A 13,455-nucleotide genomic window follows, 5' to 3' on the forward strand; every position below is an offset into this window, starting at 1 on the left:
CAACGATCTCACAGCTTCACCCTCGTTATCCTCGTTTTCAGGAACCTGCCCTCTCCTGGCTTTCCTCTCATTTCTCCATCCTCGATGAGAATCCTTCCCCTCTGGATCACAACAACGGGCTTCCCCCTGCACCTTCGACCTTCGTAAAGGGTGTAGGGCGCCTGGGAGTGCTGATTCTCCTTCCGGATCGTATGAATGGCATTGGGGTCGAACACGACGAGATCGGCATCGGCTCCCTTCTGGATCACACCCTTTCGGGGATAGAGGCCGAAGATCTGGGCAGGGTTTTCAGAGAAGAGCCTTACGAGCTGTTGAAGCTTAAGCCTCTTCCGGTTCACTCCCTCGTCGTAGACGACCGTGAGCATCGTCTCGGTCTGGGGCGAGCCGTAAGGTGATTCGAAGAAGGGATCGTCGATCCTCTTCGCCTTGGGCGCATGGTCGCTTGCGATGGTATCGATGATCCCCTTCTTAATCGCCTCCCAGAGGGCGAGGCGATCCTTTTCGGTCCGCAAAGGGGGGCCGATCTTGGCAAGAGGCCCCAGCTTCTGGAGCGTCCGGTCCGTCAGGGTCAAATACTGGGGACACGTCTCCACGTAGACGCATTGACCCTCGGCCTTGGCCTGCCTGATAGGCGCAACCCCTCTCCCCGTGCTCAGATGGACGATGTAAAGAGGACAGCGGGTGACCGCGGCGATCGAGATGGCCCTGAAGATGGCCTCGGCCTCGAGGTAATCGGGCCTCGTCTTGAGAAAGACCTTCTTCTGATCCTCCCCCCTCGCAAGGGAACGATCCTCGAAATAGTCGGTCACCAGTCCGTTTTCAGCGTGGACCATGGCCAGGCCACCGCATTCAGCGATCACGTCCATGGCCTTGGCCAGATGGTAATCGTCGGTCATCCACTTCAGCTTGGCATAGGCCATGAACATCTTGAAGGAGGTCACCCCTAACTCGAAGGCCTTGGGGATCTCTTCGATCTGGGTGGCGGGGTCGAAGAGCGTCCCGTGGATGGCAAAGTCGAGATAGGACTTTTGAGCCCCCTCTTCCTGATACTGCCTGATCGTATCGATCAGTTTCATCCCGGGCTTGGCATAGGCGAAATGGATGAGGGTCGTCACGCCGCCGTGGGCCGCAGAAAAGGAGGCCCCTCCCATATCATCTTCGTAGACGGGATGGACGTGGACATCGATCACCCCGGGCAGCACATACTTTTCGGAGGCGTCGATGACCTTTCGGGCCTCCTCTCTCTTCAATCCGGGCTCGACCTTGACGATCTTTTCTCCAGTGATGGCCACATCGGCCTTCCGGAGGCCCATCCCTGTCACCACCGTCCCCTTCTGGATCAGAAGGTCGTATTGGTTTCCCATCTCCGTCACCTCCCTTCCCCTCTAAGGTCAGAGGCCGCTTTTATCGCCTGGACGATCTGGGTGTAACCCGTACAACGGCAGAGATTTCCCCTGAGATGGTGCCGGATCTCCTCCTCGCTCGGATGGGGATTCTGATCGAGGAGGTTCTTGGCCATCAGGATCATCCCGGGGGTGCAGAACCCACACTGGACCGCTCCGTGCTCCAAAAAGGTCTCCTGGATCGGATGGAGCCTTCCGTCCGATCCAGCAAGGCCTTCGATGGTGACGACCTCACCTCCATCGACCGCCACCGCAAGGGTCAGACAGGAAAGGATGGGCTCTCCGTCCAGGAGAACGGTGCAGGAACCGCACTCCCCGATCCCGCATCCATACTTGGCTCCGGTCAACCCCAATCGTTCCCGCAGGACATTCAACAGGAGTTCATGGGGAGCGACCAGAAGCTCCCTTTTGACGCCGTTGACGGTCAGGGTGATCTGTCTCTTCAAGGTGGACCTCCTCGCGGTCATCAAGAAGAGTTGGGCTTCCCTGGGGAGACTTACATCACCAAGGCCATGAGGGCCTTCTGGGTGTGCAACCGGTTCTCCGCCTGATCGAAGATGACGCTATGGGGAGAATCGGCGACCTCGTTGGTCACCTCCTCTCCCCGATGGGCCGGAAGGCAGTGCATGAAGATGTAATCTTCTTTGGCTCCCTTCACCAGGTCGGAGTTGACCTGATAAGGTTTGAGGATTTTCACCCTCTCTGCCTGCTCCTTCTCCTTGCCCATGCTCGCCCAGACATCGGTATAGACCACATCGGCTCCCCGGACCGCCTCGTGAGGATCCTGGGTCACGACCACGTCGGAGCCGTTCCTCCTGGCGACCCTCCTTCCCTCGGCCACGACCTCCGGATCGGGTTCGTACCCTTTGGGACAGGCGAGGACGATATTCATCCCCACCTTCGAACACCCTTCGATGAGGGAGTGGGCGACGTTGTTGCCATCTCCCACGTAGGCCAACCTCAACCCCTCGAACCTGCCTTTCTTCTCGTAAACGGTGAAGAGGTCGGCCAGGCCCTGACAGGGGTGGGAAAAATCGGAAAGCCCGTTGATCACCGGGACCGTGGCATAGCGGATGAGGTCGAGGATCGTCTGGTGGGCGAAGACCCTGGCCATGATCCCGTTGACATAGCGGGAAAGGGTCCTCGCGGTATCCCCGATCGTTTCTCCCCTCCCCAACTGCAAATCGTTTGCGCTCAAGTAGAGGGCATAACCTCCCAACTGCCACATCCCCACCTCGAAGGAGACCCGGGTCCGGGTGGAGGGCTTTTCGAAGATCATCGCAAGGGTCTTTCCCTTCAACAAGGGATGTTCTTGCCCCCGGAGAAGTTGAAGCTTCAACAACTCAGAGGTCTTGAGGATCTGCTCGAGCTCCTCCCGGGTCAGGTCATTGAGCGTGGCCAGCGATCGGCCCTTCATCTGCACAGCCATTGATTAATTCCTCCTTCACCTGCTTTTTTTAAATTCAATGGGTGACACGCTCTTTAATATCAGAACTGGACCCCTTTGTCAAAGAAGAATGAAAGCGTCTATTGACAGGGGGAGGGGCTTTTTCTATAATTCGAAAAATTTTAAGACTCGAGCAAGGAGGAAGGTTTATGAAATCGAAATCTTTGAGCTTCATCGTCTCGGGAGTCCTGGCGGTCCTTCTTCTATTCTCGGCCGACGCCATCGCCTCTTCCAAGGTCCTGAAGCTGGCCCATCTCAACCCCCAGGATCCCTTCGACAATCCCACCGCGCCGATTGCCGCCGTCTTCAAGAACATGGTGGAATCCAGGACGAACATGGGCCTTAAGGTGGAGATTTACGCCGCGGGCGTCCTCGGGAAAGAAAGGGAATCGATGGAACAGGTCCAGCAGGGGGTGATCCAGAGTTACATCGCCTCCGGGACCGGCATCGCCCAGTTCTATAAGGCCTACGATGTCACCAACCTTCCCTTTGCCTTCAGTTCCTATGCCGTCGCCTACGAGGTCTACGACGGTCCCTTTGGCCAGGAGATGGCCGAGGATATCCGGAAGAAGACGGGATTTAAAGTCCTGGGTTTTGGAGAGTCAGGCGGGTTCTTCCAGATCACCAACTCGAAGCGTCCCATTAAAACCCCTGCGGACATGAAAGGGCTCAAAATCCGTACGATGTCCATCCCCCTCCACATGGGGATCATCGAATCCCTCGGAGGCGCAGCCACCCCCATCGCCTGGGCGGAGGTTTACACGGCCCTCCAGACGGGTGTGGTCGATGGCCAGATGAACCCGATCCCGATCATCAACACGGCCAAATTTTACGAGGTTCAAAAATATATCACCCTGACGAACCACCTCTATGCCCCTTATGTGTGGGTGATGAATGACAAGTGGTATCAGGGGTTGACCCCTGCCGAAAAAGAGATCGTCACCGATGCCGCCCAGACCGCCCTGATCGCGGGAAGGGGTCTCAACCGGGTCCTCGAATCCTCCGATAAAGGCCTGCCGGTCATCGCCAAACGGATGGAGGTCTATACCCCCACCGCAGAGGAGCTCGCCCAGTTCAGGAAACTGGCCATCGCCGGAGCCCAGAAGATCATCGCGGAAAAACTGGGAGAGGAGGGAAAGATCTGGGCCGATAAATTCCTAAAGGCGATCGAGGTGGCCGAAAAGAAGGTCAAGGCCCTGGCCCGATGAGAATCGTCGAAAAACTCTCATGGGTCGTGGAGAGGGTGGCGGCGATCCCCTGCATGATGGCCATCGGGGGGATGACCATCATTGTCCTCCTGGGAGTGCTCTTCCGCTACGTCTTTAGAAGCCCTCTCGGTTGGACTGAGGAAGCAGCCCGCTATCTGATGATCTGGGCTGCTTCCCTCGCCGTGAGCATGGGGATCATGAAAGGAGAACATGTGGGGATCCATCTGGTGGTCAACGCCCTTCCCCAAAAGGTTAAAAAGGGCGTGGCGGTCTTTGTCCACCTCGCCATCCTGGCCTTCCTGTGGGTCTTGACCGAACGTGGCTACCACATGGCCCTGAACGGAAGGAATCAATTTGCCCCCCTCTTGGGGATCACCATGGTCTGGTCTTTGGCCGCTGTCCCGATCGCAGGCCTCTTGGCTATGCTCCAGACGGTTTTCTCCCTTCTGAAACTCTTTCCCCCTTCGAAGGACACATCGAATTAGGATGAGGCCATGCTCTGGTTTATCGGAGCCGTCTTTTTAGGTCTCCTGCTTCTCGGAACGCCCATCGGGTTTGCCCTGGGGATTTCGGCCCTGGCAGTCTTCCTGAAGATGGACGTCCCCGTTCTTTTCAACATGGTCCCCCAGCGCTTCTTCGCCGGCCTGGACATGTTCACCCTGATGGCCATGCCCTTCTTCATCCTTGCCGGAGAGATGATGAACAAGGCGGGGATCACCCATCGCCTCGTTCAATTTGCCAACGCCCTGGTGGGCCATCTGAGAGGAGGGCTTGCCCACGCCAACATCGTGGCCAGCGTCTTCTTTGCAGGGCTGACTGGTGCGGCCGTCTCCGATACGGCGGCCATCGGGACCATGCTCATCCCGGCCATGGAAAAGGATGGCTATGACCGCGATTACAGCGCCGCCGTCACCGCCTCGTCTTCCATCATCGGCCCCACGATCCCTCCCAGCAATATGATGGTCATCTACGGATCGTTGATGAACGTGTCGATTGCTGGGCTTTTCGCCACGGGGATCCTGACCGGCCTCCTCCTCGCCTTCCTGTTGATGCTCATGGCCTCCTATTTCGCGGCCAAGAGAAATTATCCCAAAAAACCTCGAAGCTCTTTCCGGGATCTGGTCCGGTCGACCCGGGAGGCCCTCATCCCTCTTATGATGCCGGTCATCATCCTGGGCGGCATTCTCTCGGGGATCTTCACCCCTACGGAGGCCGCTGCCGTTGCCGTCGGATATGCGGCGGTCATCGGCCTGTTCGTCCTCAAAACCCTCAAACTCAAGGATTTTCCAGAACTCTTCTATAAGACCGCGATGACCACAGGCGTGGTCTTCTTGATCATCGGCACGGCCAACATCTGCGGATGGATTCTGGCCTCGGAGAAGATCCCGGAGGCGGTGGCCAAGGCCATGGTCTCGATCAGCGACGACAAGACCGTCATCCTCCTCATGATCCTCCTCCTCATGGCCATCGTCGGCTGTTTCATGGACATCGCGGCCGCCCTGATCATCCTCGGCCCCATCCTCCATCCCCTTGCGGTGAGCCACGGCGTCCATCCCCTCCACTTCGGGATCATCATGGTCTTCTCCCTCAACATCGCCCTGACGACCCCACCGGTGGGGGCATGCCTCTTTGTGGCCTGCGGGATCACCAAATTGAGCCTGGAGCAACTTTCAAAAGCCATCTGGCCTTTTATCGTGATGGAATTTTTGGCCCTGTTCATCATCACCTTCGTCCCGGAGATCCCCTTGGCGATCCCGAAACTCCTCGGGTATGCCTAACCGAAAGGCCGAGAGGATCGGCTGGAAAGCGAGGTAGAATCTTTCCGTGAACCTGGTCGATCGGATCCTTCGTCTCGCCTGGGACTATCGTGAGGAAACGGCCCAGAACCTTTCAAGGCTGGTCCGAATCAAATCCCTCAGCACGAAGGAAGAGGCGGTTCAGAAGGAGCTTCTCCGTCTGATGGAGCCTTTGAATTTAGACGAGCTGAGGATCGACGGCCTGGGAAATGTGATCGGCCGTCTTGGAGATGGGAAGAGGGTTCTTGCCCTTGACGCCCACATGGACACGGTCGATGCGGGGAATGTAGAGAACTGGGATTTTGATCCCTTTTCGGGCAAGATCGAGGGAGGTTTTGTCTGCGGAAGGGGGACGGTGGACCAGAAAGGGGGGGCGGCGAGCTTCCTCACCACCGCGAAGATCCTCAAGGAGATCGGACTGCAGGGGAATGAGGTCACGCTCTATTTTGTGGGGAGTGTGATCGAGGAGGATTGTGACGGTCTCTGTTGGAAGTACCTCATCGAGAAAGAGGGGATCCGGCCGGACCTGGTCATCTGCACCGAACCCACCGACGGAAAGATCCACAGAGGTCACAGAGGCCGGATGGAGATGGAGGTCACTTTTCGAGGAATCTCGGCCCACGGATCAGCACCGGAGCGTGGGAAAAATGCGATCTATATGGCCTCCGAAGCCTGCCTCCAGATCAGAGCCCTCAACGGCCGGTTGAGCACCGACCCCTTCCTTGGAAAGGGATCGGTCACCGTCACGGAATTCGTCTCCCGAAGCCCCTCCCTCTGCGCGGTGGCCGATTACGCCAAAATCCACATCGATCGGAGGTTGACCCTGGGAGAGACGAAAGAATCGGCCCTCCGGGAGATTCGGGAGATCGTCCAACCCCTGGAGGGGGAGGTCCGGGTCCCCTATTACGAGGAAATCGCCTACACGGGATTGCGCTATGGGATGGAGAAGTATTACCCGACCTGGATGCTCCCCGAAGACCACCCCGCCCTAAAAAAGGCGAAGGAGGTCTATGTCTCTCTCTTCCATAGTGACCCCATCGTGGATAAGTGGACCTTTTCCACCAATGCCGTCACGATCCAAGGGCTTTACGGCATCCCGGTCATCGGCTACGGCCCTGGCAACGAGGCGCTGGCCCACGCTCCCAACGAAAAGGTCCCGATAGACGATCTGGTCAAGGCCTCGGCCTTCTATGCCCTTTTCGCCTGTCAGTTCTGAAGCGATGCGAGGAATCCAATGGAATATCAGGCCCTAATCGATCGTCTGGAATCGTTGAGGACGAACCTCTATCAAACCGACTTTTTGCTCACCTGGGAGAGATCCGACGACGAGATCAAAGGGATCCTGTGGGTGGCCGAAGCCCTCCGATCGCTTCACCGTCGCCAACTCTCCGCCCGATGCTTCGAATCGGGTCTGGCCATCTCCATCTTCCGGGACAAATCGACCCGAACCCGATTCGCCTTCTCGGCCGCTGCCAACTTCTTGGGCCTCGGGGTCCAGGAGCTGGACGAGGAGAAGACCCAGATGACCCACGGAGAGACGGTCCGGGAGACGGCCAATATGATCTCCTTCTTCGCCGAGGTGATCGGCATTCGCGACGATATCTACCTCGGGCTGGGCCATCGTTACATGAAGGAGGTTGCCGACGCCCTCGCGGACGGATTCCGTCACGGCGTCTTGAACCAACGCCCCACCGTGATCAACCTCCAATGCGATCTCGACCATCCCACCCAATCCTTGGCCGATCTGCTCCATTTAATAAACTATTTCGGCTCTCTGGAGGCCCTTCGAGGGAAGAAGCTCGCCATGAGCTGGGCCTACTCCCCGAGCTATGGCAAACCCCTTTCGGTCCCCCAGGGCGTCATCGGCCTGATGACCCGGTTCGGCATGGAGGTCTCCCTCGCCCATCCCGAAGGGTATGACCTCGTCCCAGAGGTGATCGATTTGGCCAAAAGACAGGCAGGCCGAAGCGGTGGGTCCTTCAAGATCGTCCATTCCATGGAGGAGGCCTTCGAGGGAGCGGATGTCGTCTATCCGAAGAGCTGGGCTCCCTATGAGGTGATGGAAAGGCGAACCCAACTTTTAAACAAGGGAGACCTCGGCGGCCTCAAAGATCTCGAGAGGGAGTGCCTCGAACAAAATGCCCGCCACCGGGCCTGGGAGTGCACGGAGGAGAAGATGAAATTGACCAGGGAGGGAAAGGGTCTCTACATGCACTGCCTTCCTGCGGATATCTCCTCGGTCTCTTGCCCCCAGGGAGAAGTGGAGGCGAGCGTCTTCGAGCGGTATCGCCTGGCCACGTATCAAGAGGCGGGATACAAACCTTATATCATCGCCTCGATCATCCTCAATACTCGGTTTGAAAATCCCGTGCCGCTCCTTCGGGAGATGGAGAGGCGAAAGACGAAACGCCTCGGAAGCCCCTTCGTTTGATCATGCCACCCGTTAAACATCTCAAGTGCCTTCTGTGCGGAAAGGAATATAAGCCGGAGGAGGTCCTCTATGTATGTCCAGACCATGGGACAGAGGGGATCTTGGATGTCCAGTATGACTATGAATCCATTGGCAGGGCCATCTCCCGTAGCGCCTTACAAGGGGAGGGACACAACCTCTGGCGGTACCGCCCCCTCCTCCCGGTGGCAATCTCCCAACCCGTGCCACCCCTCCAGGTGGGCTGGACCCCCCTCTACTTTGCACCCCGACTGGCAAACCCCTTAGGGCTCCATCATCTCTGGGTCAAGGACGAGACCCGTCAGCCCACGGGCTCCCTCAAGGACCGGGCAAGCGCCATTGCCCTCCTCAAGGCCGAAGAGATCGGGGCGAGTGTGATCACCACCGCGAGCACGGGAAATGCGGCCGCAGCCCTTTCGGGATTGTGCGCCAGCGTGGGGAGGGCCAACGTCATCTTCGTCCCCGAATCGGCTCCCGAGGCCAAGGTCGCCCAGCTGATGGCCTATGGCTCGACGGTCTTCTTGGTGGAGGGGACCTACGATGAGGCCTTCGACCTCTGTCTGAAAGCGGCCCAGGCGTATGGATGGTACATTCGGAGCACAGGGTTCAATCCTTACATGACCGAAGGGAAGAAGACCGCGGCCTACGAAATCTGCGAACAACTCCACTGGGACCCTCCCGATGTGATCTTCGTCCCCGTGGGAGACGGATGCATCCTCGGAGGCATCCACAAAGGCCTCAAGGATCTCATCGCCCTGGGCTGGATCACGAGGATGCCCCGGCTCATTGGGGTCCAAGCGGCTGGCTCTGCGGCCCTATACCACGCCTGGAAAAGGGGAATCGATCCTGCCCGGATCGAACCCATCAAGGCCCAAACGATCGCCGATAGCCTCTCCGCAGGACTGCCCAGGGACCGAATCAAAGCGATGAAGGCCGTTCAGGAGACCGGGGGTGCCTTCGTCAGGGTCACCGACGAGGAAATCCTGAAATCCATTTCGATATTGGCCCAGGGGTGTGGGGTATTTGCGGAACCCGCTGGGGCAGCCTCCTATGCGGGCCTGGTGGAGGCGCTTCGGACCGGCCTGATCCGATCCGACGAAAGGATCGTGCTTCTGGTCACCGGAAGCGGCCTCAAAGACATTGCCTCGGCCATGAAGTCGGTGGCCCATAAACCGAAACGTATTGCGCCGACCCTCGACGCCGTGGAGGAGGCCCTTAGGCAGGGCCTCCTCCCCTCTCATCAGAAAGGGAACATTCGATGATCGATCTCACCATCCACGAGGAACCCTTAAAGCGGACGGTTCAACGATTGAGGGAGAGGGGAATCGTCCTCCCTACCTTCCGGCAACAGAAAAACCCAGAGGAAATCCCCCCGGCGATCAAAGATCGGTTGAAGGAGGTCGGACTCTGGGACCTCCATCCCTACAACCTCTTCCGGATCACCTGGAAGAACGAACCGGTGGATCACGGAGGAGGATTCGGAGACGTCAATGTGATGGAGATCCCCATCGTACTCTCCGGGGTGGAGGCGAGGATCCTCGCCCTCATCGGGAAGTGGTTTCCTACGGGGTCCCACAAAGTGGGGGCGACCTACGGTTGCCTCATTCCGAGGCTCGTCACCGGTCAGTTCGATCCTACCCGGCACAAGGCCGTCTGGCCCTCCACCGGAAATTTCTGCCGAGGGGGAGCGTATAACGCGGCCCTCCTTGGATGCGAGTCGATCGCCATCTTGCCCGAGGGGATGAGCCGGGAACGGTTCGAATGGCTCTCGAAGATCGCCGGAGAGGTCCTCACGACACCGGGAGGGGAGAGCAATGTGAAGGAGATCTTCGACAAGTGCAAGGAGCTCCAGAGGACCCGAAAGGACCTCTTCATCTTCAACCAGTTTGAGGAGTTCGGGAATCACCTCTGGCACTACGAAGTGACCGGCCAAGCCCTGGAGGAGGCCCTCCGACAGCGGATGACCTCCGAGGACCGATTTGCGGGTTTTGTTGCGTCTTCGGGTTCTGCGGGCACCTTAGGAGCGGGGGACTATCTCAAAAAGGTTTTTCCGGGGTCTCGTCTGGCCGTGGGCGAGCCCCTTCAGTGCCCGACCCTCCTCTGCAACGGCTATGGAGACCACCGGATCGAGGGAATCGGAGATAAACACGTCCCCTGGATCCACCACGTGAGGAATACGGACATGGTGATTGCGGTCGATGACCAGGCCTGCCTGGACCTCATCCGCCTTTTTAACGAACCCAAGGGCATCGGCTACCTGAAAAAAGAAGGGGTTGACGAGAAGTTCCTCTCCAAGCTTCCCCTTCTGGGGATATCGAGCGTGGCGAACCTTCTCTGTGCCATCAAATTTGCCAAATATTATGGGTTGGGCCGGCGCGACTTCATCGCGACCGTCTTTACCGACTCCATCGACCTCTATCGGTCGCGGCTAAAGGAGCTCGAAGAAAAATACGGTCCTTATACCGAGGAAGAGGCGGTGAAGGATTATCATCGCGTCCTCATGGGGACCACGACCGACCATCTCCTCGAATTGAGTTATAGGGAGAAGAAGCGGATTCACAACCTCAAATATTTTACCTGGATCGAACAGCAGGGAAAGGACCCTTCCGAACTGGAGGCCCAGTGGGAGGACGACCCGTTTTACTGGGAAAACCTCCATGCCCAGGCAAAGAAGATCGATGACCTCATCGACCAGTTCAACCGCCTCACCGGTCTGAGGCCATGATCCGAAACGGCCCTTGACTTCCCTCGGCCCATTTGCTAATTATGGATTAAATTTATGGCGGACAGGAGGTGAAAGGAATGGCAAATGTCCTCGGGGTCTTGATCGGCGGCGTGGTCGTCATCATCGGGATCATCCTTCTGGTCACCTGGTGGTCGATGTTCGTCAAAGGGTTGATGGCCACCGTGCCTGCCCTGCTCATCCTGATCGGCGCAGGCGTCCTCCTCTATTTCATCAGTGAAATCAAGTCCCAGCGCGACTTAAAGAAAGAGGAAGCGAAAACCTCGGAGACAGCCAAAACGGAGTAGTTGAAATATCCGAGAAGATCGTTGGAAGGCGGGACGGGGCCATTGCGCTCTGTCCCGTTTTTTTTCCCATTCCCTTTGGCCCTTTTCCCGAGGACGTCCGATCGGCCGAAGGGGATCTAACCGCCTTAGGGCCCCCTGTAAAAAAGGATCCGTTCTCCATGAAGAAACTTCAACCTGGAGATCAAATCGTCCAAATTGACGAAGAGCTCGGGATCGCCTGGATCCTTCTGCCCCCCGACCCCAACCTGAAGGGATTCCAAGGCATCTCCCCCCGCATCATGGACGAAGAGAAATTTAATGCGGCCAAGAAAAAGTCGTTGCGGGAGAAAGGAAAAGCCCAATGAAGGATGGAGAGAAAGAGGTATTGAGACAGTTCAGGTATTTTTTGAAAGACAGTGTCCGGAAAAGGGTAGACTTCTCCAAGACCGACCAGAACAGGGGGGTCGACCCGCCCCCGATCGAAAAACCCTATCCAGCCGGTGCGGTGCGACTCGATCTGGTCAAGCCGGGACATTGGAAGAATATTCCCTCCATGGATCTTATGACCGCGATCCGAAACCGGCAGAGCCGTCGGGTCTACACCAATCAACCCCTCACCCTGGAAGAACTCTCGTTCCTCCTATGGGCGACCCAGGGGATCAAAGAAAAAATCGATGAGGGACATGCCTATCGAACGGTCCCCTCCGCCGGTTGTCGCCATGCCCTGGAGACTTACCTAACGGTCTTCCGTGTAGAAGGACTCGAGCCGGGCGTCTATCGGTACCTGCCCCTTTCTCATCAACTATTGTTCGAATTCTCAGAAGAAAAACTTTCGACGAAACTGGTTCGGGCGGCTTTTGGCCAGCCCTATCCGGGTCAGGCCGCGGTCACCTTTATCTGGACCGCGATCCCTTACCGGATGGAGTGGCGCTACGGCCTTGCAGCCCATAGGGTCATCGCCATCGACGCCGGACATGTCTGCCAGAACCTCTACCTGGCCTGCGAGGCCATCGGTGCAGGAACGTGTGCCATCGCCGCCTACGATCAGGAGCTGCTGGATCAGTTCCTGCGTGTGGATGGCGAGGAGGAATTTGCCGTGTATATGGCCTCGGTCGGAAAGATTTGACCGAAGGAACCGGGGCATTTGTTGCTTTTCACCTACAGTTTCGCAACGCCTCTCCTCTCATGGTGGGCCGAAGGAAATTCATCCAAAGAAATGGGCCTTCCCTTTCAAGAGCGAGCCATGTCCTCCCTTGCCTGAAAGGGAAAAATCTGATAAGAAGAGAGGCGAACAAAGGAGGGGCTTCGGATGAAAAAAGTCGGAAAGAACCTGATCCTGTTTTGGGTTATCTTTTTCCTGATGGGAGGGACCTTTTCAAAGGGGTGGACTCAGGAAAAGACTCAAGAGGAACCTCTACCCATGAACGATGGAAAAGCCTTTATCGATATTGCCATAGCCCGGCCTATCGGGTTTGCCGTCGGATTGGTCGGGGCAGGGGTGTTCATCGTTACCCTACCCTTCACCCTCCCTACCAGGAGCGCGGACGAGGCGGCTCGCTTTCTTATTTTGGACCCCTTCAGGTTCTCCTTCGGGAGGAAATTCCCCGACGAACACCTGAAGTAACTTAAACCCTAAGCTTTCCCCCCACCTCCTCCTATCTCTTATCTCCCCGGCACCTGAAGGGACCACCTTGCCTTCGGCTACGAGGCAGGGTTTGCCCTTCCCTCAACAACAGAAACGAATGAGGTTCTCCCCTCAGTTCACTATTCGCAGGAGTCGTTAATGCCACAAAAGATACCGGTGGGCGGATCAAGCGAAGCGGATCCACCAACCTTAAGAGTATTGGACCAAACGAAGCAGATCCCCCAATGGTAAAGAAGGCGCTAAAAATGGGACCGCCCTTTTTATTTGCCCTCTCCCATAGGACACCACCGCCCCCTCCTTCACCTTCAACGAGTATCCTGTTTAACGCCCTCAAAATAAATGTCAAAATTTCAAGGACGTCCCTAACTCTTCTCTTTCAGTTCCCTCTTCGTAGGGATCGTTAATGCAACAACCAAACCATACCCTATCGAAACAGGGGGAGGGTCTTTCAGTTCCCTCTTCGTAGGGATCGTTAATGCAACGAAAGTGAGGATAGTG

The 13,455-nt window shown here is 57.1% G+C and carries 14 protein-coding genes; 11 read left to right on the forward strand and 3 right to left on the reverse strand.

Annotated elements, in window-relative coordinates; translation table 11 throughout:
* Nucleotides 1–8: 8 nt before the first annotated feature.
* From hydA to argF, 3 genes are read right to left on the reverse strand one after another with little or no spacing between them, the layout of a single operon-like run.
* Nucleotides 9–1,364 (reverse strand): dihydropyrimidinase, encoded by a 1,356-nt coding sequence (gene hydA / locus N3G78_01440; GenBank protein ID MCX8116579.1) that lies wholly within the window; start codon nt 1,362–1,364, stop codon nt 9–11.
* A 5-nt stretch (nt 1,365–1,369) separates the two neighbouring features.
* Complete coding sequence (locus N3G78_01445; protein MCX8116580.1) at nt 1,370–1,849, reverse strand: (2Fe-2S)-binding protein; 480 nt, start codon at nt 1,847–1,849, stop codon at nt 1,370–1,372.
* Between the two features lie 50 nt (nt 1,850–1,899).
* On the reverse strand, nt 1,900–2,832 hold the full coding sequence (gene argF / locus N3G78_01450) for an ornithine carbamoyltransferase (GenBank protein ID MCX8116581.1): 933 nt from the start codon (nt 2,830–2,832) through the stop codon (nt 1,900–1,902).
* Between the two features lie 167 nt (nt 2,833–2,999).
* On the opposite strand from argF, the gene N3G78_01455 reads away from it, so the two are divergent.
* The 11 genes from N3G78_01455 (at nt 3,000) to N3G78_01505 (ending at nt 12,936) form a co-directional block, all read left to right on the forward strand.
* The gene (locus N3G78_01455; GenBank protein MCX8116582.1) at nt 3,000–4,058 is read left to right on the forward strand and encodes a DctP family TRAP transporter solute-binding subunit; all 1,059 of its coding nucleotides are present in this window, start codon (nt 3,000–3,002) and stop codon (nt 4,056–4,058) included.
* Nucleotides 4,055–4,543, forward strand: a complete 489-nt coding sequence (locus tag N3G78_01460) for a TRAP transporter small permease (GenBank protein MCX8116583.1) — start codon at nt 4,055–4,057, stop codon at nt 4,541–4,543. Before N3G78_01455 ends, N3G78_01460 begins: the two co-directional genes overlap by 4 nt.
* A 9-nt stretch (nt 4,544–4,552) precedes the next feature.
* Complete coding sequence (locus tag N3G78_01465; GenBank protein MCX8116584.1) at nt 4,553–5,836, forward strand: TRAP transporter large permease; 1,284 nt, start codon at nt 4,553–4,555, stop codon at nt 5,834–5,836.
* A gap of 46 nt (nt 5,837–5,882) precedes the next feature.
* The gene (locus N3G78_01470; GenBank protein MCX8116585.1) at nt 5,883–7,070 is read left to right on the forward strand and encodes a YgeY family selenium metabolism-linked hydrolase; all 1,188 of its coding nucleotides are present in this window, start codon (nt 5,883–5,885) and stop codon (nt 7,068–7,070) included.
* An 18-nt stretch (nt 7,071–7,088) separates the two neighbouring features.
* Entirely contained in the window at nt 7,089–8,285 is a 1,197-nt protein-coding gene (ygeW, locus tag N3G78_01475) for a knotted carbamoyltransferase YgeW (protein ID MCX8116586.1), read from the forward strand.
* Between the two features lie 2 nt (nt 8,286–8,287).
* Nucleotides 8,288–9,565 carry a threonine synthase gene (locus N3G78_01480; GenBank protein ID MCX8116587.1) on the forward strand — a complete coding sequence of 426 codons (1,278 nt, stop codon included), beginning with the start codon at nt 8,288–8,290 and terminating at the stop codon, nt 9,563–9,565.
* Complete coding sequence (locus N3G78_01485; GenBank protein MCX8116588.1) at nt 9,562–11,028, forward strand: pyridoxal-phosphate dependent enzyme; 1,467 nt, start codon at nt 9,562–9,564, stop codon at nt 11,026–11,028. The genes N3G78_01480 and N3G78_01485 overlap by 4 nt, the downstream gene beginning before the upstream one ends.
* Before the next feature lie 77 nt (nt 11,029–11,105).
* Nucleotides 11,106–11,333, forward strand: coding sequence for a hypothetical protein (locus N3G78_01490; protein MCX8116589.1), 228 nt, complete (start codon nt 11,106–11,108; stop codon nt 11,331–11,333).
* A 158-nt stretch (nt 11,334–11,491) separates the two neighbouring features.
* Nucleotides 11,492–11,677 (forward strand): hypothetical protein, encoded by a 186-nt coding sequence (locus N3G78_01495; GenBank protein ID MCX8116590.1) that lies wholly within the window; start codon nt 11,492–11,494, stop codon nt 11,675–11,677.
* Nucleotides 11,674–12,438, forward strand: coding sequence for a SagB/ThcOx family dehydrogenase (locus tag N3G78_01500; protein ID MCX8116591.1), 765 nt, complete (start codon nt 11,674–11,676; stop codon nt 12,436–12,438). Before N3G78_01495 ends, N3G78_01500 begins: the two co-directional genes overlap by 4 nt.
* A 294-nt stretch (nt 12,439–12,732) precedes the next feature.
* Complete coding sequence (locus N3G78_01505) at nt 12,733–12,936, forward strand: hypothetical protein (GenBank protein ID MCX8116592.1); 204 nt, start codon at nt 12,733–12,735, stop codon at nt 12,934–12,936.
* Nucleotides 12,937–13,455 lie beyond the last annotated feature (519 nt).

The organism is Thermodesulfobacteriota bacterium, assembly GCA_026415035.1.
Classification (GTDB): domain Bacteria; phylum Desulfobacterota; class BSN033; order BSN033; family UBA1163; genus RBG-16-49-23.